General features: G+C 42.4%; 24 protein-coding genes and 1 tRNA gene. 18 read left to right on the top strand and 7 right to left on the bottom strand.

Annotated features, from left to right (window positions below; all coding sequences use genetic code 11):
* Positions 1 to 47 precede the first annotated feature (47 nt).
* The gene (locus B5354_RS05255) at positions 48 to 1,163 is read right to left on the bottom strand and encodes an oxidoreductase (RefSeq protein ID WP_217700247.1); all 1,116 of its coding nucleotides are present in this window, start codon (positions 1,161 to 1,163) and stop codon (positions 48 to 50) included.
* Between the two features lie 119 nt (positions 1,164 to 1,282).
* A complete protein-coding gene (locus tag B5354_RS05260; protein WP_079526565.1) occupies positions 1,283 to 1,765 on the bottom strand; it encodes a hypothetical protein in 483 nt (160 codons plus the stop codon).
* Positions 1,766 to 2,007: 242 nt separating this feature from the next.
* Here B5354_RS05260 and B5354_RS05265 point away from each other — a divergent pair, with 242 nt between their 5' ends.
* The gene (locus tag B5354_RS05265; RefSeq protein ID WP_079526567.1) at positions 2,008 to 2,415 is read left to right on the top strand and encodes a GNAT family N-acetyltransferase; all 408 of its coding nucleotides are present in this window, start codon (positions 2,008 to 2,010) and stop codon (positions 2,413 to 2,415) included.
* Positions 2,416 to 2,505: 90 nt separating this feature from the next.
* Here the strand turns inward: B5354_RS05265 and B5354_RS20665 are convergent, their stop codons facing one another.
* From B5354_RS20665 to B5354_RS05280, 4 genes are read right to left on the bottom strand one after another with little or no spacing between them, the layout of a single operon-like run.
* Positions 2,506 to 3,024 (bottom strand): hypothetical protein, encoded by a 519-nt coding sequence (locus tag B5354_RS20665; RefSeq protein ID WP_245804708.1) that lies wholly within the window; start codon positions 3,022 to 3,024, stop codon positions 2,506 to 2,508.
* Positions 2,993 to 3,304: a hypothetical protein gene (locus tag B5354_RS20670; protein ID WP_245804709.1), complete on the bottom strand. Its 312-nt coding sequence runs from the start codon at positions 3,302 to 3,304 to the stop codon at positions 2,993 to 2,995. Before B5354_RS20670 ends, B5354_RS20665 begins: the two co-directional genes overlap by 32 nt.
* A complete protein-coding gene (locus tag B5354_RS05275) occupies positions 3,282 to 4,205 on the bottom strand; it encodes an ABC transporter ATP-binding protein (RefSeq protein WP_176142410.1) in 924 nt (307 codons plus the stop codon). Before B5354_RS05275 ends, B5354_RS20670 begins: the two co-directional genes overlap by 23 nt.
* On the bottom strand, positions 4,205 to 4,414 hold the full coding sequence (locus tag B5354_RS05280; RefSeq protein WP_079526808.1) for a PLDc N-terminal domain-containing protein: 210 nt from the start codon (positions 4,412 to 4,414) through the stop codon (positions 4,205 to 4,207). The genes B5354_RS05275 and B5354_RS05280 overlap by 1 nt, the downstream gene beginning before the upstream one ends.
* Before the next feature lie 311 nt (positions 4,415 to 4,725).
* On the opposite strand from B5354_RS05280, the gene trpE reads away from it, so the two are divergent.
* From trpE to B5354_RS05340, 12 genes are all read left to right on the top strand, one after another.
* Entirely contained in the window at positions 4,726 to 6,243 is a 1,518-nt protein-coding gene (gene trpE / locus B5354_RS05285) for an anthranilate synthase component I (RefSeq protein WP_079526569.1), read from the top strand.
* Positions 6,240 to 7,262, top strand: coding sequence for an anthranilate phosphoribosyltransferase (gene trpD / locus B5354_RS05290; protein ID WP_079526571.1), 1,023 nt, complete (start codon positions 6,240 to 6,242; stop codon positions 7,260 to 7,262). The genes trpE and trpD overlap by 4 nt, the downstream gene beginning before the upstream one ends.
* Positions 7,255 to 8,016, top strand: a complete 762-nt coding sequence (trpC, locus tag B5354_RS05295) for an indole-3-glycerol phosphate synthase TrpC (RefSeq protein ID WP_079526573.1) — start codon at positions 7,255 to 7,257, stop codon at positions 8,014 to 8,016. The genes trpD and trpC overlap by 8 nt, the downstream gene beginning before the upstream one ends.
* Positions 8,016 to 8,678, top strand: a complete 663-nt coding sequence (locus tag B5354_RS05300) for a phosphoribosylanthranilate isomerase (protein WP_079526575.1) — start codon at positions 8,016 to 8,018, stop codon at positions 8,676 to 8,678. Before trpC ends, B5354_RS05300 begins: the two co-directional genes overlap by 1 nt.
* Positions 8,653 to 9,846, top strand: a complete 1,194-nt coding sequence (gene trpB, locus B5354_RS05305) for a tryptophan synthase subunit beta (protein ID WP_079526577.1) — start codon at positions 8,653 to 8,655, stop codon at positions 9,844 to 9,846. The genes B5354_RS05300 and trpB overlap by 26 nt, the downstream gene beginning before the upstream one ends.
* A 1-nt stretch (position 9,847) precedes the next feature.
* A complete protein-coding gene (trpA, locus tag B5354_RS05310; RefSeq protein ID WP_079526579.1) occupies positions 9,848 to 10,648 on the top strand; it encodes a tryptophan synthase subunit alpha in 801 nt (266 codons plus the stop codon).
* Positions 10,649 to 10,681: 33 nt separating this feature from the next.
* On the top strand, positions 10,682 to 11,266 hold the full coding sequence (locus tag B5354_RS05315; RefSeq protein WP_079526581.1) for an anthranilate synthase component II: 585 nt from the start codon (positions 10,682 to 10,684) through the stop codon (positions 11,264 to 11,266).
* Positions 11,267 to 11,626: 360 nt separating this feature from the next.
* A complete protein-coding gene (locus B5354_RS05320; RefSeq protein ID WP_079526583.1) occupies positions 11,627 to 13,039 on the top strand; it encodes a sodium:solute symporter family protein in 1,413 nt (470 codons plus the stop codon).
* A 171-nt stretch (positions 13,040 to 13,210) separates the two neighbouring features.
* A tRNA-Ala gene (locus tag B5354_RS05325) sits at positions 13,211 to 13,283 on the top strand.
* Positions 13,284 to 13,418: 135 nt separating this feature from the next.
* Positions 13,419 to 14,771 carry an IS1182 family transposase gene (locus B5354_RS05330; RefSeq protein ID WP_139377061.1) on the top strand — a complete coding sequence of 451 codons (1,353 nt, stop codon included), beginning with the start codon at positions 13,419 to 13,421 and terminating at the stop codon, positions 14,769 to 14,771.
* A 603-nt stretch (positions 14,772 to 15,374) separates the two neighbouring features.
* Positions 15,375 to 16,028 carry a collagen-like triple helix repeat-containing protein gene (locus B5354_RS20855; protein WP_079526585.1) on the top strand — a complete coding sequence of 218 codons (654 nt, stop codon included), beginning with the start codon at positions 15,375 to 15,377 and terminating at the stop codon, positions 16,026 to 16,028.
* A gap of 115 nt (positions 16,029 to 16,143) precedes the next feature.
* On the top strand, positions 16,144 to 17,073 hold the full coding sequence (locus tag B5354_RS05340; RefSeq protein WP_079526586.1) for a nucleoside hydrolase: 930 nt from the start codon (positions 16,144 to 16,146) through the stop codon (positions 17,071 to 17,073).
* Positions 17,074 to 17,100: 27 nt separating this feature from the next.
* Here the strand turns inward: B5354_RS05340 and B5354_RS05345 are convergent, their stop codons facing one another.
* Positions 17,101 to 17,982, bottom strand: a complete 882-nt coding sequence (locus B5354_RS05345) for a LysR family transcriptional regulator (RefSeq protein ID WP_079526588.1) — start codon at positions 17,980 to 17,982, stop codon at positions 17,101 to 17,103.
* 235 nt (positions 17,983 to 18,217) lie between these two features.
* Between B5354_RS05345 and B5354_RS05350 the strand changes: the two genes are divergently transcribed.
* The 5 genes from B5354_RS05350 to B5354_RS05370 all read left to right on the top strand — a co-directional run bounded on the left by B5354_RS05350 (position 18,218) and on the right by B5354_RS05370 (position 25,514).
* The gene (locus B5354_RS05350; protein ID WP_079526590.1) at positions 18,218 to 20,398 is read left to right on the top strand and encodes a malate synthase G; all 2,181 of its coding nucleotides are present in this window, start codon (positions 18,218 to 18,220) and stop codon (positions 20,396 to 20,398) included.
* A 169-nt stretch (positions 20,399 to 20,567) separates the two neighbouring features.
* A complete protein-coding gene (locus B5354_RS05355; protein ID WP_079526592.1) occupies positions 20,568 to 21,860 on the top strand; it encodes an FAD-binding oxidoreductase in 1,293 nt (430 codons plus the stop codon).
* A 1-nt stretch (position 21,861) separates the two neighbouring features.
* On the top strand, positions 21,862 to 23,247 hold the full coding sequence (locus B5354_RS05360) for a (Fe-S)-binding protein (protein ID WP_079526594.1): 1,386 nt from the start codon (positions 21,862 to 21,864) through the stop codon (positions 23,245 to 23,247).
* A gap of 50 nt (positions 23,248 to 23,297) precedes the next feature.
* Positions 23,298 to 24,716, top strand: a complete 1,419-nt coding sequence (locus B5354_RS05365) for an FAD-linked oxidase C-terminal domain-containing protein (protein ID WP_425432093.1) — start codon at positions 23,298 to 23,300, stop codon at positions 24,714 to 24,716.
* A gap of 21 nt (positions 24,717 to 24,737) precedes the next feature.
* On the top strand, positions 24,738 to 25,514 hold the full coding sequence (locus B5354_RS05370; protein WP_079526598.1) for a fumarylacetoacetate hydrolase family protein: 777 nt from the start codon (positions 24,738 to 24,740) through the stop codon (positions 25,512 to 25,514).
* The last annotated feature ends 11 nt before the right edge of the window (positions 25,515 to 25,525 follow it).

Consider the following 25,525-nt stretch of genomic DNA (forward strand, 5'->3'; position numbering starts at 1 on the left):
TAAAACTCCGCAAATGATGAGGGATGCGGAGTCTTAATTGAGGGTTTTTATTCTATAATTTCTTTTTCTAATTCATGTTCCTTTATATTGGCTTTTGGAAGCATAATGGAATCAAAGTCGAAAGGTTTAATTTCCTTATTATATAGGACTCGGTGAGGAAGATCCGGATTTTGTAGTGCGCTGGTCGCTAAACTGACTAAGTCCGCTTTTTCTTCCTTTATTAGTGAACTGGCCGTTTCAGGGTCCTGGAGCTGGCCGTTAGCGATTGTAGGCAGGCCACTATAATGTTTGGCTGCTTCAGCAATAGATTTGCTTCCTTCTCCAAAGCTTGGTTGTGTTCCGGAAGCATCTGTAACGTGAATAAAATCCAGAGAAGTATCCCCAAGTTCCGTGAAAATTGTTTCAGCATCATTTTCTCCCAAAGCCCAACGATGATCGGCATCGGTGACTTTTCCTTGAGATATCCTAATACCGACCATGAACTCTTTTCCGACAGCTTTTCTAACATGAAGGATGACTTCTGTAAGAAAGAGAACACGGTTTTTGGTTGCGCCGCCATATTGATCTTCTCTAAGGTTCATATAGTCTGTTAGAAATTCATCAAGTAAATAACCATTGGCGCCGTGGATTTCAATACCATCGAAGCCAGCTTCTTTAGCATGTTTGGCAGCCTGTCCAAAGCCATGTTTTACTTGTTTCATATTTTCGTGGCTCATCCCGGCGGGAACTGGGTATGGGCCTTCGCCTCCGTAAAGAGGAACCATATCTTTCTTTGGCTTCACAGCAGAAGGAGCGATCGAGTGATCGGCATGGGGATTTCCCTGTGATTGTGAACCTGCATGCATGAGCTGAGCAATAATTAGAGAACCGTTAGCATGAACGCTTTCTACAATAGGTTTCCACGATTTCATCTGTTCTTCATTTGCAAGGCCCGGCTGGTGATAGTACCCTTGCGAAAATTCTTCGTCAGGATAAACCCCTTCTGTAATGATAGTTCCAAATCCGCCTTTCGCATAGCGGTTATAATATTGCTCCATTGTTTTATTTGCCAGACCGTTATTCTCAGCACTAATTCGGGTCATCGGAGCCACTACATATCGGTTAGGAAGCTCTTTATTATTGATTTTCAACTTTTCAAATAAAGAATGATAAGTGTCATTCATTGTTTCCATCTCCTTTTTTTGTACATTAATTATTTGATTATCCTTAAATCAAGAAAGTTAAACTCTCAGGGTAATATAAATCATAAAAAAACCGTCACTAATTAAGTGACGGTTTAAGTTCACGATATAGAGTTGGTGATTTCCATGGCTTCCTTGAGACGTTTCTCTTTGTTCGTACTTGTATATTCTAGCTGGTAAATGACATCATAATCTCCGTTATACCACTCGACAAAAACGTGATCGTCTCGTTTTTGAATTCCTGCAACGCCTCCTGCATCGAGAGGAATCTGTAATTCGGATTCTTCTAAATCATTGCCCGGATCGAAAATAGTGCGAACTAGAGCTTGTACAGACGAATCGGATTGGTAAATAACTTCCGTTTCATTGCCGTTCACGTTAGCTTTCAATGATTTCAATTCAAATGGAAGCTCTTCAGGAAGCCCGAGCTTGTCTTGCTGTTCCTGAGATAAAGATTCGATTGGGGTGGCGAAAGTTTCCGGATAAAGTTCTTTTAAGTGACTTAGTGAGAGGTCTGGACCGGATGAGCAGCCAGCTAATAGAACAAAGAAGATGACAAGAGATAATCTATGGATGGATTTCATACGTACACTCCCTATGTTAACTAACATCCTTAATATATACAGAACATATTTTAGCACAAATGGCTAGACATTAGAAAAGCTTCTACAGTTTGTTTAAATCAGGTCAAAATAATTTGAAACCAGAACAGAGGATCTTTCGTTATATAAGTAAGTTAATAGAAAGTCCTTAGTCTGATTATTTTATGGGAAGTTTCAGAAACAGAGAAGCTAGATTAACAAATCTATTAAAAGGGGAGTCTCCAATGAGTAACTTTGCCATTCGTACTTTTCAGGAAAATGATTTCGATATGATTCAGTCGCTGCTGCAACAAGAACAATGGAGCAATCTTGTAGAGAATAGGGAAGAGACGATGCAGGCATTGCTGAATTCTGATCTTACTTTAGTAGTGGTAGATGGGCATGAAGTAGTGGGATACTTAAGAGGGCTGACAGACGGAGCAGTTACATTGTATATTTGTGAAATCCTTATTAAAAAAGATTATCGTAAAAAAGGGATCGCCCAACAGCTAATGAAGGAAGCGCATGGTTGTTATCCTAGTACTAGAATTGAAATGCTGGCTACCAATTCTTCGAAGGAATACTATACGGACCGAGGCTATCGTCCTTTTTATGGATTTAGAAAATCTGCCGAAGAATTGCAAAAGAATTAACAAAATGCAAGAATAGCAATATATTCAAAAAAATACCACCTCAGGTCATCCAATATTTGGATGACCTGAGGTGGTGAAATATGGGTTTGTTCAGGCGAGTTCTTTATGTTTTAGGATGTAGCTTGCTGAAATCAGCAGGCCGGCAATAAGCAAGGTAGTTACGAATGCTGTTCCCCATAGATCAGTAGGGATTGAACCGGTTTGTAGTATGTCTCCCACGTACGATGTAAGAAGTGAAGGATTCCATTCGATAATATGGGCAAATATCGTACTGAGAATAAACAAGGCGATCAGTGAAATGATTGTTAAGAACGCTACTAATCCAGGCGTTTTTACCAGAGTATTCATGAAGATGGTCACGCTAATTACGAATATTATCCAAAGTCCGTAAAAGCCAGCAGCAGCCCCAATTAGTTCAAAGCTTAAACTACCGAATAAGAGGTTGACATAGTACCAGCTGCCAAGAATTCCAGCACACAAACTGAGTAAGCTCAGGGCGACGATACTTGCCCACTTGGCTGTAACATATGTACCATAGCTTACCGGCTTTACGAGAATCAATTCTGCAATGCCGCTTCTACGTTCGGTGGCAATCGTACCCATCGACATAAGGAGCAATCGTACCCATCGACATAAGGATGAGAACGGCGACGCCAATCATATTAAATTGGCTGATGCTCATCATAAATACATCCGCAGGGGGAGGGGTAGGGATATTAATCGTTGCTCCCTCAGGTAAACCACCTACTGATTCGAGAATTTGCGGTAAGTAATAAGTGGTCAGTGGATCCATAATCCCGAGTAGTATAAAAACGAGTGGGACCCATATCCATTTATAATTGCGCCACGCTCCGATCGATTCTGTCTTAAAGACGGTCATCCACTGCATGCTCATTCACCACCTTCATAAATAAGTCCTCGAGCGTAATCCGCCCTACTTCGAATTGCTCTAACTGCCATCCTTCTTCTAACGATCGTTTCAAGATTTGATCGCGTGCAGATTTTATGTCGGTTACATATAAATCGAGGCGCTGCTTATCTTTGACTACACGATTTACAAACTGCAGTTGAGCTAGTTTATGTTGCAAATCCTCATGATTCAGCGATGCTTTGATAGAAATTTTGTCCACATGATGCCTTTCTCTTAGCTGATCTAACGTACCCGATTCGATAATCGATCCTTTATGCATTAATAAAATCTCATCACTTGCCTCTTCCGCGTCACTGAGAATATGCGTAGAGAAAAGCAGTGTTGTTTCCTGCTTTAACTCCTCCATTAAATTGAGTACATCTCGTCTGCCAATCGGGTCAAGGGCAGAAACTGGTTCATCCAGCATAAGGAGTTTTGGCCGGTGGATCATTGCCTGAGCGATCCCGAGGCGCTGTTTCATTCCGCCGGAGTAGGCTGCGATCTTACGTTTGGCAGCATCTTTTAACCCTACCCTTTCCATTAAAAGTTCTGCCTCTTTCTTAGCTTCTTTTTTACTTAAATAAGCAAGCTGCCCTACATAAATGAGGAACTCCATTCCGGTCATCCAAAGATAAAATTGAGGATGCTGGGGGAGATAACCGATTTCTCTCCTATTATCTTTAGTGATGGAAGGGCCAAGGCTGATGGTGCCGCTTGTCGGGCGGATTAATCCGGCCATCATTCTTAATGTGGTTGTTTTGCCAGCACCGTTAGGACCTAATAAAGCAATACAGTTTCCGGCAGGAAGTTGAAAACTAACCTCTCTCACAGCATAGTTTTGGCCATACATTTTCGTAAGCTGGTCAACTTTAATCATCATTAATAATCTCGCTTTCCAAAAATAAAATAAATAATAGGACCGATAATATTAATAAAGATAATGATGAGTGCCCACAGCCATTTTGGCCCATTTGCAGCTTCAGTTTTTGCTAAACTAATAAGTGCAGTGATCATAAGTATGAGCTGAATGATAAATAGGGGAGCCAAGATTGCAAAGTTTTCCTGGATTATTCGGGTGGCATCCTGCATGAGTAAAATCAAATGTTATACCTCCTTTTTGCTCTGTTGTTTTTGTACGTTTAACCTATCATGTAGGTTCCCTTTTTTAAACGAAAAATTTGACTTTATTATCAGAATTTTATACACTGTTACGAAAGTATTTAGAGTTGAGAATGAGATTAGATGAGTTGAGGAAATAGGTTGAGTTGAGCTGAGAGAGCTAGGGATCCTTGGACCTTTGGAGCCGTTTGGATTGCCTGTGCCAATATTTTTTCACCCCCTATTTATACCCCTCAACGTCTCATTTTCCATAAAATTTTTATGGAGAGGTGAGTCCGCATATGAGTAATACCACTCTGGAATCGTTCCTTGCAAGCGTCAAGGAATATAAAACGATTCCCATCGCTAAAACGTTTTACACCGATACGTTAACACCTATTCACATGTTTCATGCATTAAAAGAGGAAGCCGTATATATGCTTGAAAGTCAGGACCCGGAATCTCCTTGGTCTAATTTCTCATTCATTGGTTTAGATCCAATGATTGAAATTAAACAGAACGAGGGTTCCTTTGTTATCCGTGACATTCTTACCGGCCGAGAGACGAAAAAGTCTTCTCTAAAAGAGGCATATGAAAGTACTGTTGATCAACTTGAAGTGGAGTCAGCAGATGTTTCGTTACCCTTTAAAGGCGGGGCAGTCGGCTATGTGGCATACGATGGTATTTCTGATTATGAACCTGTGCCGCAAGCTATCGAAGACGATATAAACTTATCCAATTACCATTTGTTATTCTGCCAGACGCTTATTGCCTACCATCACCGAACAAAGGAAGCGACGATCCTGACCTATGCCAGGATTGATGAGAATACGGATGTTGAGCAAACATTTTATTCGGCAAAAGAAAGATTACAAACGGTAGAGGGAGCCCTAAAAGGTCAGAACTTCTTGCCTGACTTAATGCTGGCTGATGAAAATGAAGATCTTACACCGTCTATAAATTTCTCCAGTAATTATCAAAAACCTGTGTTTAAGCAGGATGTGGAGATAATCAAAGAATACATTCGAGCAGGAGATATCTTTCAAGCGGTTTTGTCACAGCGTTTTGAGGCAATAACCAAGAGAAACGGATTTGAGCTTTATCGGGTCTTAAGAAAAGTAAACCCTTCACCTTATATGTTTTATTTACATTTTGATGATGTAGAAGTAATCGGCAGCTCACCGGAGCGGCTGTTGCAAGTACAGGAGCAGCGGCTTGAAATTCATCCGATTGCCGGCACAAGGAAACGAGGAGCTACTCAAGAGGAAGATGACGCCTTGGCTGATGAATTGCTGGCCGATGAGAAGGAGCAGGCTGAACACCGGATGCTAGTCGATTTAGCACGTAATGATATTGGAAGAGTTTCTGAATACGGAACAGTGAACGTTCATGATTATATGACGATTGGACGTTTTTCAAAAGTTATGCACATCATTAGTAAAGTAACAGGGCAATTGAAAAAGGATATTTCTCCAATTGATGCCCTCATTTCAGCCTTCCCTGCCGGCACGTTATCTGGAGCGCCGAAGGTCCGGGCAATGCAGATTTTAAGGGAGCTTGAGCCAACTCCAAGACATCTTTATGGAGGAGGCATCGTGTATTTAGGATTTGATGGGAACATTGACTCTTGTATTACGATCCGGACAATGACTAAGGTGAATGAAAAAGTGTATGTACAGGCAGGAGCTGGAATCGTGGCAGATTCTGACCCTGATGCAGAGTATCAAGAAACATTAAATAAGGCGAGTGCTCTAAAAAGGACGATTGAATTAGCTGAGAAGTTATTTGAGCAGAGTAGAGAAGGAGCTGAGGCAAAATGAAACAACAATTAAGCAGCTTAGTGGAAGGCAATGTATTGACAGAGGAAGAAGCTTATCAGATCATGACTCAGATCATGGACGGCGAGGTGTCTACAGGGCAGCTTATGAGCATGCTTTCCATTATGCGTCACAGAGGCGAGGCTGTGGAAGAAATGACTGGTTTTGTTCGGGCAATGCGCGCTAAGATGACAAAGCTCGATATGGCTCCGGACGATCTCGTTGACACGTGCGGTACAGGTGGCGACAGCAGTTCCACGTTTAATATTTCTACAGCTGTTTCCATTATATTGGCAGCCCTTGATGTGAAAGTCGCCAAACATGGCAACCGTAAAGTATCTTCCAAAAGTGGGAGTGCTGATGTTTTAGAAACATTGAGGGTTCCGATCGATTCAACACCAGAACAAGGTGTTAAGGCGATTATGGATAAAGGGATGACCTTTTTATTTGCCCCAAATTATCATCAGGCGATGAAACATGCGGTGCCAGCTCGTCAAGAATTAGGGTTTCGAACCATTTTCAATCTACTTGGACCAATGGCTAACCCAGCTAATGCCAAGCGCCAGCTGATCGGAATTTATGATACGTCTTATGCTGAAAAAATGGCAGAAACCCTGAGACAGCTAGGGTCAAAACATGTATTATTAGTTACCGGCCGGGACGGATTGGACGAAATTACGATGACGGGGGTAACCGATGTTGTAGAGTTGAAAGACGGTGACATTCATAGATTTACCCTTACCCCTGAAGACCTCGGACTCTCAAGAGGCAAACTTGCCGATATTCAAATTACGAATAGTCAGCAGAGTGCAGATTTGATTCAACAGGTCCTTTCAGGAGAAGCCAATGAGAGTGCCATGACGATCGTGACCATGAATGCAGCAGCAGGACTTTACGTGGCAGGAAAAGCCGTCAGCTTAACAGATGGTGTAAAACAAGTCCAGGACGCGATCAGCAGTGGAAAAGTACTAACCTATTTCACATCGATCCAGGAAGAAAAGGAGAATCGTCAGTATGCTTGAAACTATTTTAGCCGTAAAAAAACAAGAGATTGAACGAATGTATTTGCCAGAGGAGGCAGATGTATCGAAATATTCTTTCTATCAATCTTTGAAACAATCACCTTATACGGCTGGTTTAATTGCTGAGGTGAAGAAGGCATCCCCGTCAAAAGGAATTATTCGGGAGGATTTTAATCACGTGATGGTAGGAAAACAGTACTCTGATGCTGGAGTGCAGGCGATTTCAGTGCTGACAGATCAACACTTTTTCCAGGGGCATCGTGATTTCTTAACAGATATTAAGAAGTTTGTGGATGTGCCGGTCATGAGGAAGGATTTCATTATCGATCCCGTGCAGGTGGCAGAAAGTCAGCTGATTGGTGCGGATGCGATTTTGCTAATTGGAGAAGCCCTCGAAGCGGGCAAACTGCATGAGCTGTATTTACAGGCCTATGAAGCGGGACTTGAAGTGCTCGTTGAGGTACACAGTGAGGAGACGCTTGAAGGGGTGTTAAAGGAATTCACCCCGGAGATTATTGGGATTAATAACCGTAATCTGCATACGTTTGAGACGACGCTTGAGCAGACAAAACAAATAGCAAAGTTGGTTCCGAATGATTGTTTACTCGTTTCGGAGAGTGGAATCTTTACTTATGATGATATTGAGCAGGTTGCAGGATACGGCGCAGAAGCTGTGCTAGTAGGAGAATCGTTAATGCGTCAGGCCAATATTAAACAGGCAGTTAGCCAATTAATGAAAGGGGTGAATGTGTGATGCTTGAACCGTTAGTGAAATTGTGCGGCAATCGATCCTTAAGTGATGTGCAGAAGACGGCTTCTTCATCAGCGACTCACCTCGGATTTATATTTGTAAATAGTACGAAGCGCTATGTGCGTCCTGAGCAGGTAGGCAAGTGGATTAGAAAAGTTCGCCCTCAGCAAAAACTTGTCGGTGTTTTTGTAGAGCCTTCCATGGAACAGTTGGATGAAGTGTTAGCTTTTGCCCCATTGGATGTAATTCAACTTCATGGTAATGAAACGGTATCCGATATTTTGAAAATTAAAGAATCGTTCGACCTGCCTGTATGGAAGGTTATCCACCATCAGGAAAACGCCTTAGAGCAAATGGAGCTCTTTAAAGGTGTAGTGGATGGATACGTGATCGATTCGAAGGTGGCTGGAGCCTATGGAGGCACGGGGATTCGTTTTGACTGGGAGGCCGTTGAAAGCTATCTTGAGGCTGCAAATGCCCAAAACGTATCCTGTCTTATAGCAGGCGGGATTAATCCAGATAATATTGAACAGTTAATGGAGAAACAACTAGATGGAATCGATGTATCAAGTGGAATTGAAACAGATGAACAGAAGGATATTAATAAAATTCAAGCCGTGATGAAAGAGGTGGAACGTCATGTTGCAAGTGTTTCCGGACGTTAAAGGTCGATTTGGAGATTTTGGAGGGAAATATGTTCCTGAAACGTTAATGGGACCGCTGCAGGAACTGGAGGAAGAATTAAATAAAGCGATGGATGATCCAGCTTTTTTGCAGGAGTATCATGATGTGTTGAAGGAATACGCCGGTCGGCCGACCTCATTAAGTTTTGCTGATCAAATGACGGAACATTTAGGCGGAGCGAAAATTTATCTAAAAAGAGAGGATTTGAACCATACCGGGGCCCATAAAATGAATAATGCAATTGGCCAGGCATTGCTTGCTAAACGGATGGGGAAAAAGAGAATCCTTGCTGAAACGGGAGCTGGTCAGCATGGTGTAGCAGCTGCGACCGTTGCAGCTAAGTTCGGCCTTGAATGCCAGGTTTTTATGGGGGAAGAAGATATTCGCCGTCAGGAGTTAAATGTGTTCCGCATGAAATTACTCGGTGCGAAGGTCACTCCGGTTTCCAGCGGAAATGGTACGTTGAAGGATGCAACTAACGAAGCGATCCGGTACTGGGTGGCGAACTGTGAAGACCATTTCTATCTGATTGGATCTGTGGTGGGACCACACCCTTATCCGAAAATGGTCAGAGATTTTCAGCGTGTAATTGGTGATGAATCAAAACTGCAATTTCTAGAAGTTGAACCGGAGCTTCCTGACCGGATTTATGCGTGTGTCGGAGGAGGAAGTAATGCGATGGGCATGTTTTATCCATTTCTAGAGGATGCTTCTGAACTGATCGGGGTGGAAGCAGCCGGTAAGGGAGTCGATACTCGTGAACACGCTGCAACGTTGACGAAAGGTAATCCAGGTGTCATACACGGTTCACTAACGTATTTAATGCAAGATGCAAATGGGCAAATCACTGAACCTTATTCGATCTCTGCAGGGCTAGATTATCCAGGCATTGGCCCAGAACACGCTCACCTCTTCCAAACAAAGCGTGTCAGATATGAGTCGATTACTGATCAAGAGGCACTCCATGCGTTGAAGCTTTTGACAGAACAAGAAGGGATTATTCCAGCGATTGAAAGCGCCCATGCGCTGGCCCAGGCTTTTAAAGAAGCAGGAAATATGAGCTCCGATCAAACGATCCTGATCAATCTATCAGGACGTGGAGATAAAGATATGGCCACATTAATGCAGCATTTTCAGGAGGAGGAGTAACATGCTCACGAAAACATCTTTCCAGGGAAAACTAACGAAAACCGAAGATTTGTTTATTCCTTTTATTGTAGCGGGCGATCCAACACCAGAACTTACGATTGAATTTGCGCTGCGATTACAAGAAGCGGGGGCAGATGTTCTTGAGCTTGGCATTCCTTATTCAGATCCACTGGCAGATGGACCGACGATCCAGCGTGCTGCCCAACGTGCCTTGAAAAATGAGATGTCGTTGACGAAAGCCATTGAACTTGTACCTGAAATGCGCCGGGCTGGCTTGCAAATACCCGTCGTTATTTTCACCTATTATAACCCCGTGATGCAGCTGGGCTACGACCGATTCTTTGAACTGCTTGATGCAAACGGGGCCGAAGGGGTGCTGATCCCTGATTTACCATTTGAAGAAAGTGAAGGCATTCGTAAGCTGGCTTCTGACCGAAATGTTGAATTTATCTCACTCGTCGCCCCAAATTCAGACAAACGAATCAAACAAATTGCCGAACACGCGAATGGGTTTCTCTATTGTGTCTCCACACTTGGTGTGACAGGGGAACGCAACGAAATGTCTCCAGACGTCATCACTTTTATTAAAAAAGTAAAAGAACACAGTTCTGTACCTGTTGCGGTAGGATTCGGGATTTCGACAAATGATCACGTCAACTTGGTACGCGAACACGCAGACGGTGTTATTATCGGGAGTAAAATTATTCGCTTGATTGAAGAAGAACTCGAAGCATTTAAGAGTGGAAATGAGGCAGATGCTCTTGAACGCTTCTACAAGAGTGTCCATGAGCTTATAAAATAGGATTAGAAGCTGAGCATAGAGGAGTTGAGCAGAGTGATATATATGATCGATCACTATGATTCCTTTACCTACAACATTGTTCAGTATTTAGGCGAACTAGGTGAAGAGATCATTGTCCGGCGTAATGATCAGGTGAGTATAACGGAAATAGAGCAATTACAGCCAGACTTGTTATTGTTGTCACCAGGTCCATGTTCCCCTGATGAGACAGGGCTCACGATGGAAATCATTGAGCATTTTAAAGAAGAGGTACCGATCTTTGGAGTATGTCTTGGTCATCAAGCGATTGCTCAAAGTTTTGGCGGAAATGTGGTTCGAGCTGATCAACTTATGCACGGAAAGTCTTCACAAATCCATCATGATGCCCAAGGTATTTTTGAAGGACTGAGTAATCCAATGGAAGCCATGCGTTACCATTCTTTAATCGTGGATCTCGATGGGTTACCAGAGTGCTTTGAAGTGACAGCTGCAACAGTCGAAGGAGAAATCATGGGGCTCCGGCATGTAAGTCTGCCGATAGAAGGGGTGCAATTTCACCCGGAATCAATTGGAACTGGGGATGGAAAGCAATTGCTGAAAAATTTATTAAAACAACGAATAAAAGCTTTTATTTCTTGAAAAATAAAGCCTGCTGATAAACAAATGTCAGCAGGCTTTTGTAGGTATTTAGGCTCATTTTACAAGGTTGTATTTAGCTGTCCGATGACCATTTGTTTAAAGTTTCGCAATAATAATGCAATTCTCCTAAGCTATGTCATAGAGGTAATAAGTAAGTTTGTGAAAAAGTTACATACTTGATAATCGCGACAAATAAGCAGTCTTTTATAAAAATATTGCTATTTTCACAATGTGTAAGATTGTGTTAGGTTAGATAACGTTGTGTCAACGAGCTCGTATAACACATTGAAATTGGGAAAAAATAGTCTAGACGTATTTGAAGTGAATTTATTTCTTATTCTTAGGAGTTGAGTATGTAGTATGGAATTGCAAAATGATCCGACTTTACTTTGGTTTATCGGACTTTATGCCGTCGTTATGGTCGGTATTGGAATATTTACATCCAAAAAGGTGTCAGGAAGTGAAGACTTCGTTCTGGCCGGAAAGAGTTTAGGACCTTTCGTACTAATGGGGACATTGCTAGCTACATGGACAGGCAGCGGTAGTATTTCCGGCGGGGAGACCTCAATGGCCTTCAGTTACGGAATTTGGCCTGCATTAATGCTGATGCTTCCTACGTTATTAGGTATTATTGTCCTCTATGTCATTGCACCAAAAATCCGCGAATTCGGTAAATTTACAGTATCAGGCATTCTGCAGGCGAAATATGGCCGTAAGTCCCGGAATATAGCAAGTGTCATTATTATCCTTGCCTATGTGGGAATTGTGTCTTATCAGATGAAAGGGTTTGGCTTTATATTGAATCTGACCACAGGCATGTCTGTTGGATTAGGGACACTGCTTGGCGGGATCATGATTATCTTTTTAGCCATGATCGGCGGTTTACGTTCTGTATCTCAAACTGATGCGATTAGCGGCTTTTTAATGGTCGGCGGACTCATCATTACGGTACCAACGATTATTGCAGTCGCAGGCGGTTGGGGAGACATCGTTGCCAACGTCCCAGAGTCCCATATGACAGCGACTGGTGGTTTAACAACCATCCAGCTTATGGGGTACCTGCTTCCATCACTTTTCCTACTATTAGGTGACCAAAATATGTATCAGCGTCTTGCCTCATCAAAAGGCGACAGCTCGGCTAAAAAGGGCCAAATCGGCTGGCTGATTGCTATGATTGTCATTTCACCATCGATTTCTATTATCGCCTTTGCTTCTCGCTCAATCTTTCCAGATATTGATCCTGGAATGGCCTTAATGGCAACAACGCTTGCTATGCCGACAGTGCTTGGCGGGATCTTACTTGCTTCAGCAGCATCCTTTATCATTACGACAGGTAACTCATACCTGCTATCTGCAGCGACCAACTTGACGTATGATATTTATGGGAATTATGTCGATAAGGAAGCCTCAGACAAAAAGTTATTAGGGATGACACGTCTATTCATCGTTATCCTGGGTGTACTTTCTTATCTGCTGATCAGCTATTTCCCAACTGTACTCAGCGTACAAATGTATGCATATACCGTTTATGGGGCCGGTTTAACACCAGCATTGCTCGCTGTCTTCTTCTGGAAACGCGTGAATGCCGCCGGCGGTATCTCTTCCATGCTTTCAGGTGTTGTGGCCACACTAGTATGGGAACTGATTTTACAAAAACCTTTCGACATCAATAGTGTTGTGATCGCTGTTCCGATTGCTGTTATTGTCTTGATCGTTGTCACACTGATGACGACAAATGGCAATGGACAGAGTCGTGAACCAGCGAATGCTTAATAAGGAATGTATAAGCCTCTCTATAGTCGTAGGGAGGCTTATATTTTTATGAAATATGCAATTATGGTTTGACTTCGTGCAATTAAGTTGAGATTTGTGCAATTATTTTTTTGAGGAAAAGTATTGATTACATAAAGTGAAAACGATATAATGATTATTGTCGATTCAGACGGGGCATTAGCTCAGCTGGGAGAGCGCTACACTGGCAGTGTAGAGGTCAGCGGTTCGAGCCCGCTATGCTCCATTACTTAAACCCTTGCTATAGCAAGGGTCAGGCTGTCGAGAAAGTCTCGACAGCCTGATTTTTTCTGATTTCTTTTATTTTTCACCGCTCTCATTTGTTATCCTATTGATAAGAATCTATTTAGGCGGTGATCTTTTGTTTCAGTCAAGAAAAGAACGACAAAATGAAATGGAAATCGTAACGATTGAAGAGCTTGTCCCGGAAAATCACTTACTCCGTAAGATTGACCAATACATAGATTTCTCCTTTATCCCCGAAAAAGTACGTCCCTTCTATTCTGAAGATAATGGTCGTCCATCTCTGGATCCCCTTGTATTATTCAAAATGATGTTCATCGGTTATTTTTATGGCATACGTTCCGAACGTGAGTTAGAACGACAAATTCAGACCAATGTGGCTTACCGATGGTTCTTGGGGTTGAACCTAACGGACGCTGTCCCTCATCATTCGACGATCAGCTGGAATCGCAGAACACGTTTTAAAGAGACCGATATCTTTCAAGAGGTCTTTGATGAAATCGTGCTTCAGGCCATGAACCACCGCATGGTGGCAGGGCGTGTGCTTTTCACAGATTCGACTCATTTGAAAGCGAACGCCAATAAGAAAAAGTTCTCCAAACAAGAAGTTCACGTAGAAACAGCTGACTATATCGAAGAGTTGAATGAAGCTGTCCTTGAGGATCGGGTGGATCACGGAAAAAAGCCCCTCAAAGAAAAAGAGGAGGTGAAGAAAACCAAAGAAGTTAAAATCAGTGATACCGATCCGGAAAGTGGATATTTGTATCGGGAAAATAAGCCGGAAGGGTTCTTTTATCTCGATCATCGTACGACGGACCTGAAGTACAACATCATCACGGATGTCCATGTCACACCAGGCAACATTCATGATTCCAAGCCTTATTTACAACGTTTAGACCGTCAAATCGAACGATTCGGATTTGATGTTGAAGCTGTTGGTTTAGATGCCGGATACTTGACCAATCCCATTTGTCACGGCCTCGCTCAAAGAGATGTATTTGGAGTTATTGCCCACCGTCGATTTCAAAAGAGGAAAGGATTTCTAGCTAAATGGAAATACAAATATGATGAAGATCGTGATATGTATGTTTGCCCACAAGGTGAAGAACTGATGTATGCTACCACAGATCGTGATGGATATCGCCATTACAAATCTGATCCTGCCCGGTGTAAGGAATGTCCTCTTCTCGCTCAGTGCACCCAAAATCAAAAGCATCAGAAAACGATCACACGCCATGTGTGGGAAGACGACAAAGAGCAGGTTCGGTTGAACCGCCTTTCCAATGAAGGAAAGTGGATCTACCGTATGAGAAAAGAGAAAGTCGAGCGTAGCTTCGCAGATTCAAAAGAACTGCATGGGCTGCGTTATTGCCGCTTGCGTGGAAAAGAGAAAGTGAAGGAACAGGCGCTGATGACGGCTGCCTGTCAGAACATGAAAAAGATTGTCCTCCATCTAGCCAGGGTGAGCTAGGCGAAGGAGAGTCTTTTTCTATCTTAAAGAAATTCCAAGGAGCGAGTCCCCTTCCACTCCTGCGGAAGAACGAGTGAGCCGAGATCGCCGAGCGTGGGTTTCGCGAGGAAGCTCGGGCGCTCGTCCGCGGAAAGGGAAGGGGCTTTCGCTCCTGGCGGCAAGAAAAAAAGCTTGTAGAAAAACACGGGGTTTCTCTACAAGCTGACCCTTGCTATAGCAAGGGTTTTTCTTATGTCGCTGGGATAGGTATTATGCTGGGTATTAACGTTGTAACCCGCTGAATTGCACGTACACTATTCTGCTGGGCAGAGAAGAAAGCCTTCATCAAGTCATTTATTTGATGAAGGCTTTTTCTAATGAATTAGAGATTCTATTTTAACTCATTTGCTAAATGAACTGCTTTAGCCATATTAATCAAATTAAAGTTCAAGCGTTAAGAAATGGTTTATTCTCTTTCTGGTGGATCTTTCATTTCTGGATCAAGTTATTCAACGTGGTAGAGTCATTCGTACTATTTAACAGGACAATTATAAACAAGGACACAAGCAAAATGAATCAACCTTAATATAAATATACTAAAAGTAAAAATAGGAGGTTAGTTTTTTGTCATATAACAAAAGAACAAACCACTGCTGTCCCCGTTGTAGTAGGAATCCTTGCTGTTGTTCTGTCCAAGGTCCAAGAGGGCCAAGAGGATTTCCTGGACCACAGGGGGACCCTGGGGCACCGGGACCCGCAGGACCACAGGGGAACCCAGGTGCATCGGGGCCTGCAGGGGCACAAGGAGAGCCTGGCCCCCCAGGACCTCAAGGGCCTCCGGGGCCGGGGGTAACACCAGTTTATGGTTCACTATCTACTGAGCCTGGGACCGGAAGTCCTGCTATAAGTGACACAAATGTTGACTTTGCAATAGTTGGTCCCTTTAGTGGAACAACACCAAATACTGCAGATGACTCTATTACTGTGAATAGCCAGGGAGTATATACGGTTTCGTTTTCAACTGTAGTAAATGCGATAGGCCCAGAAGGATCATTTGCTAATGTTACTTTTAATCTCTCTATAAACGGGACTCCTGATTTTTCAAAACAACTTGATTTTCAAACCCTTATTGCTACTAATGTTAATGAAGTCGATACATTATCAAGAACAGACCAATTAATGTTAACTCAAGGTGATGTTATACGAGTTTTAATAAGATCTGCAAATGGTGATATTTTTTATGCAGATGGTGCATTGGTCGTAACAAAGGTTGCATAGTTAAGTTTCTCACAAAAGAACGGTGTACTGCTTGTTGAAAAGGAAGGTTCTCGGAATCTGTTTTAGGCATGATGGATGAATCCTGAAATATATATAGCAGAAAGGGGGGGCTCTTATTACGAAAAAAATTCTTTTATTTTGTGACCCTGGAATTGATGATTCCTTGGCAATTATGTACACCATGCTAGACCCAGAACTCGATCTGGTCGGAATTGTCACCAGTTATGGGAATGTTACACAAGACCAGGCAACAGCCAATGCTGCTTATTTGGTGCAATTAGCGGGTAGAAACGATATTCCCATTATTCCTGGTGCTTCCAATCCAGTACAGGAGGATGAAGTGACGTTTTACCCGGGAATTCACGGTGAGGAAGGAATTGGTCCGATTCAGCCTCCTAGTAATATGCAATATCAGATTTATCCTTTTGACACCATTCGTCTCATTATAGAAAGATATAGAAATGAGATTATCATTGTAGATACAGGACGTTCGACTACTCTGGCAACTGCATTTATTCTATTTCCGGACCAAATAAAAATGGTGCATTCCTTCTATGTAATGGGCGGGGCATTCTTTGTCCCAGGGAACGTAACACCATTGGCGGAAGCTAACTTCTTTGGAGATCCTACATCTTCTAATTATGTTGTTAAAAATGCCCATAACCTGACGGTAACTCCATTAAATGTAACTCAATTTGCCATTATCACTCCAGATATCGTTGAAGATATTTCTCAAAACAAGAAAAACGTCTATGCCTCTATCATGGCGCCTGTCTTTGAATTTTACTACGATTTTTATAAAGAAACCGTACCAGGTATTTTAGGTGCGCCCATTCACGATCTTCTTACTATTATTCTTATTAAAAATCCTGCTATTGTTGATTACATATACTATAATGCAAATGTGGTTGAAGGCATAGAAGCAAGAGGCATGTCCTATATTGACCTTCGTCCGACTAGTAAGACTGGGGAAACGAGCATTGCTATCCATCTTCATTACGAAGCTTTTATAGAAGAATTTAGTAAGGTGATGCTGCCAGAATAATTGAGAACTTAATGAGTGATCTCAACTTTACGTAACAAACCCCTCCGCCATCGAGATAAATTCCCGGACACTGTATGGCAAGTACTTGTTTTTTTTCCACACCATTCCTAACTCAAGGTTGATATTAGAATTTGTTAAGGTGATCGCCTTAATTTCGGGATTATTAATTTTTTCGCAAATTTTACTGGGCAATAAGGCAATCCCGAGCTTAGCTTCAACCATTTCGATCATAAAATCTTTTTGCGAACTATGGCAGACAACTTTTGGTTCAAACCCGTTCAAAGCACATTCTTCCATAATTCGGTCATGAAGGGTAAAGTCTTCACGATACAAAATAAAGGGTTGATTTTGCAATGCTGACAGATCGATGGATTGATACTCAGCTAATGGGTGAGAGCTATGTACGATCAGCATTAACGGGTCCTTGATCACTCTGACGATTTCAAAGTTTTCCTTTTTAATAGGGGTGTTGCAGATTAAGCCAATATCGAGTGATCCCTCATCAACTCCACGCTTAATTTCCTTCGATCCTACTTCTGTTAAACTAATTTCGATTAAAGGATAGATTTCTTTATAATGAGTGATTAGTTTTGAGAAAAAAGCTGCTCCAATAATGGGAGGAATGCCGATTCGTATTTCTCCTTTTTTTAATTCCATAATATCTGTCAGTTCTGATGTTAAGTTTGAGAAGGCCTCCAGAACATCCTTAGCATTCGATAATACAGCTTTGCCGGCATCCGTTAATTCGAGGTTCTTGGATCGATAGAATAAGGGGACCTCTAATTCGTCTTCCAAATTTTTTACGACTTTACTGATGGAAGGTTGAGAGACATGCAACGAAGCGGCGGCTTTTGTAAAACTTAAATGCTTGGCAACTTCTGAGAAATATTCCAAATGTCGAATATCCATTGAATTCCTCCGTTTTTCAAGAAAAATCTATTATAACAAAAGTGAATACATCACATTCTATATAAGTATTTCTTATGTCTGAATATTTATTATATTATAAAAGATGAGGCACGGGAAGGTGTAGATGAATGGAAAGCCGAATATAGTGGAAAGGCTTTCCGAGAAACATTTGTGTAAAACCCATCGAGAATGCATTCCGCCAGTCAATCTATTCATTTTAAGGAGGAAATGATTTATGAAAGAATACGTGCAGATCGATAATCTTCAAGTATCTCCTGTTTTATATGAATTTATTAATTCAGAGGCCATCCCTGGAAGCGGACTGACAGGGGAGGAGTTTTGGCATGGTCTAGCTTCTATCATCCATGACCTATCTCCCAAGAATAAGCGCTTATTAGCTAAAAGGGATGATTTGCAACAACAAATAAATGAGTGGCATAAACAACATAAGCACGATTTTGATAAAGAGAGTTACAAATCGTTTTTGAAAGAAATTCAATATCTGGAACCTTCAGTGGAGGATGTACAGATCACTACCGAAAATGTTGACGAGGAAATTGCTCATCAGGCAGGCCCTCAGCTTGTCGTACCTGTGAATAATGCTCGTTATGCGATCAATGCAGTAAATGCGCGATGGGGAAGCTTGTATGATGCTCTTTACGGAACTGATGTCATTAGTGAAGAGGATGGGGCGGAAATCGGCAGATCATACAACCCGCTCCGCGGTGAGAAGGTCATTGCCTATGCTAAAGAGTTTTTAGATCGAGTTGTACCTTTAGAGCAAGCGTCCCATAAAGATGTAGAAGTTTACTTCGTCAATAATGGCGTATTGGCTGCTACATTAAGCAGTGGTAAAACAGTTGGTTTAAAAGTGCACGATCAGTTGACAGGGTATACGGGGCAGCCGCAGGAGCCTGATGCACTTTTAATTAAAAACAATGGCATTCATTTTGAAATTCAAATTGACCGAGACGATTCAATTGGAAAAACGGATCAGGCTGGTGTAAAAGATGTACTTGTAGAATCTGCCTTAACAAGCATTATCGACTGTGAAGATTCGGTAGCTGCTGTAGATGCTGAGGATAAGGTGCTCGTATATAGCAATTTATTAGGTTTATACAAAGGGGACTTATCGGCAACGTTTACGAAAGGAGACCGAACCATTACGAGAACCTTGAACCCTGACCGTACGTATTCTTCACCAGAAGGGAAGGAATTCTCGTTACCGGGACGGTCGCTCATGTTTGTGCGTAATGTTGGCCACTTAATGTCAAGCGATGCTGTACTTGATCAGGATGGTAACGAAGTGCCTGAGGGGATATTGGACACCGTGATCACGGGTCTGTTAGGTAAACATGATGTGTTGAGAAATGGAAGATATCAAAACTCTACTCAAGGTTCCATTTATATTGTGAAGCCAAAAATGCATGGTTCTGAAGAAGTAGCATTTTCGAATGAACTGTTTGATCGTACGGAAGACTTGGTTGGATTAGACAGAAATACGTTAAAAATCGGCGTAATGGATGAGGAGCGTCGTACTACGTTAAACTTAAAAGCAGCTATCCGTGAAGTAAAAGAGCGAATCGTATTCATTAATACAGGGTTCCTCGATCGAACAGGTGATGAGATTCATACTTCCATGGAAGCGCATGGTCCGATGATCCGTAAGAATGACATGAAATCTTCGAAATGGCTTCAAGGCTATGAGAAATCGAATGTTAAAGCAGGACTGGAAACTGGATTACAGGGCAGGGCGCAAATCGGTAAAGGGATGTGGGCCATGCCAAATATGATGAAAGCCATGATGGAACAAAAAGGCGGGCATCTTGAGGCTGGGGCTAATACGGCGTGGGTGCCATCGCCAACCGCGGCTACTTTGCACGCCTTGCATTATCATCAGGTAGATGTACGCGACGTACAAAATAATTTATCACAATCGCTTACGGACCAACAGGATGATATTTTAGAAATTCCACTTACGGCAGATCAGCAGTGGACACAAGAGGAAGTGCAAGAGGAACTGGATAATAATGCTCAAGGGATATTGGGCTACGTTGTGCGCTGGGTGGAGCAGGGAGTCGGCTGCTCAACGGTCCCTGATATTAATAATGTTGGGTTGATGGAAGACCGAGCGACTTTAAGGATCTCCAGTCAGCATATTGCAAATTGGCTTCACCATGGAGTGTGTACGGAGGAACAGGTTTTGGAAACATTAAAACGAATGGCTAAAGTAGTGGATCAGCAAAATGCTTCTGATTCAGCGTATCGAAATATGGCTCCGAACTACGACGATTCTGTAGCTTTTCAAGCTGCTTGCGACTTAGTATTTAAAGGTTTGGAGCAACCTAGCGGGTATACCGAGCCGATTCTTCACCGTCGTCGGATTGAAGCGAAAAGTCGGGTTCACGCTAAATAATGTGAGGAAGGACCATTGAACTCGTGTATGGGTTTATGGTCCTCTTACCTCCATCATAAAAAAACCTTACATATATTTTTTTAACTATACTTTTCTGAATATTTAAATAAATAGTCGAAATATGTAGGGGATGTCATCACTCATCAAGCTCTCACAGGAGGCGGATGGTATGGAACTAAAAGAGTTAATGAATGAAATAAGGGTTCCGAATAAAGCGTTTGGTCATAACGGAGTGACTGTGCTCACCCCAACATCTGAAAGTGAACTATCAATGGTACTTAGGTCTGCTCAAGAAGAAGGGAAGAAGATATCCGTTATGGGCAGGGGAACGAAACAAGGTTATGGAGGAGGAATGGAGGAGTACGATTATTTGTTATCTTTAGCTAAGTATAAAGGGATTGTCGAACATACGGTCGGAGATATGACGGTGACCTTAAAACCTGGTACGACGATAGCTGAATTGCAGAATTATTTAAAGGAGCATAACCAGATGGCGGCCATAGATCCAGCTTGGCCAGATGATTCGACAATCGGCGGTGTTATTGCAGCAAACGAAAGTGGACCTAAACGTTTAATGTATGGATCGGCACGCGATCTTGTGATTGGGTTACGAGTTGTATATCCAGACGGAAGTGTGATTCGTACAGGAGGTAAAGTTGTAAAAAATGTCGCCGGTTATGACATGAACAAGTTGTTTATAGGTTCGATGGGCACACTTGGCGTGATTTCTGAAATCACATTAAAATTGCGCCCTGTCCCTAAATACGAGAGCTTAATAATCCTCTCCGCGACTGAGGACCTACTTGGGAAATTGCGGGCATTTGCGGTTCAGCTGCAGGACTCGATGCTGGAGCCGGCTTCATTGGAATTACTGAATCCAACTCTATCCTATAAACTCCTTAATAAACATGCTTATAGCTTATTAATCTCGTTTGAAGATGTCGAGAATTCGGTTCAATATCAGGAAAACTGGGTGGAGGAACACAAACCTGACAGTACTGAAATAACGCAATTATCCTTACAGGAAGCCAAAGGTTTTTGGGCTCAATTTGCTGCGAATGCTCCGAACAGCTTACAGGAAATGTGTGACGACGCTGAGATAGAAGGTGTTTTGAAACTAGGAAGTAAAAACTTGGATGTTTTTGAGCTCATTGAAGAAAGTCGACGTATCCAGGAGAAATATGATATGAAGGTGGAAGCCCACGGTGGAGCAGGACATGGGGTAAGTCATATCATTTTGAAGGGATCAGAAACTAGCATGAAGCAGGCAATTCCTCATATCAGAAATTTTGCGGAACAGAAAAGCGGCCACGCAGCTATTAAACATTTGCCATTTAACCTCCGTTCAGAAGTAAACGTCTGGGGAGAACCTCCTTCCTACTTTTTCTTATTTAAAGGCATTAAGGCAAAAGTAGACCCCCATAACACGTTAAATTATAAGAGGTTCATAGGAGGGATATAGGATGCTGGTAGAGAAGGTGAAAAATAATAAACCGGTTTGTTCGACTGCTAGCTTAAGCAATTATTTCCCAGAGGATCATCCTGATGAGAACAAATGGGCTGACTGTGTTCATTGCGGCATGTGTTTGGAGTCGTGTCCAACGTATTTAGAAACCGGACAGGAACAGCATTCGCCAAGAGGCCGGGTTCACTTAATAAAATCGGTGGCGGAAGGCAAGATCGAATTAAACGAAGAGTTTATGGACCCAGTATTTCAATGCCTTGATTGTCGTGCATGTACGACAGCCTGTCCGGCAGATGTCGATGTTGGCGGACTTATTGAAGAAGCAAGGGGCCAAGTTCGTCAGGCGATGCCGTTGACAGGCGTAAAGGGTGCAGTGAGCAAGTTCTTCCTGCAAGGGTTATTTCCTCATAAGAACCGTTTAAATACCGTGAGTGGTCTTTTGAAATTTTATCAAAAGAGCGGGCTTCAAAAAGCTGTCCGTAAAACTGGAGCCACTCGTGTCATGCCTAGTCATCTTGCTGAGATGGAGTCGATCATGCCAATGGTCAAAACCTCCGTCCAACGTAAATTTAAAGATGTAGATGTGATTCCGGCAAAAGGAGAAGTAAAAGCACGGGTAGCGATCCTTACGGGATGTATTATGGATGTTATGTTCAGTGATATTAACCAATCAACGATCAATGTGTTAACCCACAATGGAAATGAAGTGGCACTTCCTAAGAACCAGACTTGTTGTGGAGCTCTTCATGTACATGCTGGTGATCGAGACACAGGAAAGAAACTGGCTAAGCAAAATATCAAGGCTTTTGAAGACACAAACAAAGTCGTAGTCAATGCAGCGGGATGTGGGTGCGCACTAAAAGAATATCCTGAATTATTTAAAGATGATCCAGGCTGGAGGGAAAGAGCAGAGTCCTTTTCAGCAAAGGTAGAGGACATTTCTAAATACTTATATGACAGCGGTTACGAGAAGCCGAAAAGTGAGCTGAATAAAAAAATTACGTATCATGATGCATGCCATTTAGCTCATGGGCAAGGAGTTCGTCACGAGCCTAGACAGCTAATCAATGACATACCTGGAGTGGAGTATATTGAACAGTCAAATGCTGATACGTGCTGTGGAAGTGCAGGCATTTATAATATTACCAATCCGAAAATGGCCGGCTCTGTGCTGGAAAGAAAGATGGAACATGTTCCACATGATGTTGAGATGATCTCAATGGGAAACCCAGGATGTATGCTTCAGATGGCTCTAGGTGTTCAAAAGTATGGAAGAAAGGCAGAGATTGTTCATACGGTGCAGCTGCTGGATTGGGCTTATCAAAAAGATCAGGATCATGGGAATCTAGGAAAAGAAAAAATAGTATCTGCTGGAGAGAGGTGAACCTGTTGTTCTCATTAAATAAAAAGAAAAAGTTAAGCGGTGACAGGTACATTGATCAATTGGCGAACATTGTTGGAACGGACGACATTCTTTTTAAGAAGGCAGACCTTTTATCTTATGATTGTGATGGGTTTGCTATTGAGAAGGCTCTTCCAAAGGCAGTCGTTTTTCCGAAAAATACCGAAGAGGTTGCGGCTTTGGTGAAATACTGTTCTGAGCATCAGATCCCTTTTCTAGCTAGAGGGGCCGGAACGGGACTAAGTGGAGGCGCCATCCCCCTGAATGAAGAAGTGATCATCAGTTTGGTGAAGATGAAGAAGCTACTTAGTGTTGATTATGAAAACAGGCAGGCTGTGGTACAGCCGGGGTTTGTTAATTTGAAATTAACGAACTCAATTTCTGACAAAGGATATTACTATGCACCGGATCCCTCAAGTCAATATGTGTGTACGATCGGAGGGAATGTCGCGGAAAACGCCGGAGGAGCACATTGCTTAAAGTATGGAGTCACAACCAATCATATATTGGGACTCGAAGTTGTGCTTCCTAATGGGGAAGTTATTGAGATCAGCGAAAATGGAATACCTGATACACCCGGTTATGACTTATTAGGCTTATTGACAGGTTCAGAGGGAACACTTGGGATTGTTACGAAGATCACCGTTCGCATTTTAAAAAATCCACAAGGGAAACAAACGGTACTTGCCTATTTTGATGATGTAGAAGATGGAAGCCATGCCGTATCTGATATTGTCTCAGCGGGTATTGTTCCTGCTGCACTAGAAATGATGGATAAAATTGCGATTGAAGGTGTAGAAGCAGGTGCTTTTCCGGTAGGTCATCCTAAAGATATCGAAGCATTACTGCTGATAGAAGTTGATGGCATTACGGCAGGTATTGAGGAGCAGATTGAAGAGATTTTACAAGTTTGTCATGTAAGAAATGTAAGAGAAGTAAAAGTGGCCCAAAGTGAGGAGGAAAGAGGAGCCTGGTGGGCCAACAGAAAAACTGGCTTTGGAGCAATGGGAGCGATATCACCAGACTACCTTGTGCAGGATGGGGTCATCCCGAGAAGTACGCTGCCTGGGGTATTGAGCAATATAGCAAAGATCAGCAAAGAATATGGTTTGAGAATTGCGAATATTTTTCATGCGGGTGATGGGAATCTCCATCCATTAATTTTATTTGATTCCAGGGTCCCGGGTGAAACCGAGAAGGCTTTGAAAGCAGGATCAGCCTGTTTGAAAGCTTGCGCGGACGTTGGCGGTTCGATAACAGGAGAACATGGTGTTGGAATTGAGAAAAAAGAAGAGATGCGATTTATTTTTTCAGATGAAGAACTGGAAGCACAGACGAGAATTCGTGAAGTGTTTAACCCGGAGAATTTACTAAATCAAGGGAAATTGTTCCCGACACCCAGTCGTTGTATGGATGTAAAAAAGATCGTAAAAGACACGGTAGCTCATTAACCGATTGAGAGGAGTGGAAAGATGAAGTTTGCTAGATTTCGTTACAATCATTCAGAACAATATGGGGTGTTGACTGAGAAAGGAATTAAGGCCGTGAAAGGGGATATTTTTGATGAGTGGGAATTCACTGAAGAAATCTATTCAGCTGAAGATGTGGAATGGTTAGCGCCTGTGTCCCCAGGCAAAGTGATTGGGATAGGTGCGAATTATGTGGCCAGTAAGGAAGAATTGCCTGATACAATTCCTGAACTTCCCGTATTCTTTTATAAACCCGCTTCCTCTATCGCAGGGCCAGAGCAGGATGTTGTCATTCCAAACGCTATCGAGGAAATAAAGTTTGAATCAGAATTAGCTGTGGTCATCGGCAAGGAGGCAAAGAACCTCTCGAAAGATCAAGTGCTGGAATATGTATTTGGCTATACGATAGGGAATGATGTGACCGCGCCGCAATTTTTCCATGAAGATGGTCATTGGACAGTAGGAAAATCTTTTGACACCTTTACACCGCTTGGTCCGGTAGTTGAAACAGAGCTGGATCCGTTAAAGGTGAGGGTGAAGGCTGAAGTTAATGGGGTAGAAAAGCAGAACAGCCCTACGGAACACATGATTGTACCTTTGAAAGAGATGGTTGCCTATTTGTCTACAGTCATGACCTTGCATCCAGGTGACGTCATTCTTACAGGAAGTCCGCTAGGGGCACATTTCGTCAAAGAAGGGGATGTGATCGAATGTAAGGTAGATGAAATCGGAACATTAAGAAACAAGACAATCAATTCACAAACATTAGTAAGTTCCTAGACTCTGACGAT

Origin of the sequence: Halobacillus hunanensis, from assembly GCF_900166655.1 — a bacterium.
Taxonomy (GTDB): Bacteria; Bacillota; Bacilli; order Bacillales; family Halobacillaceae; genus Halobacillus_A; species Halobacillus_A hunanensis.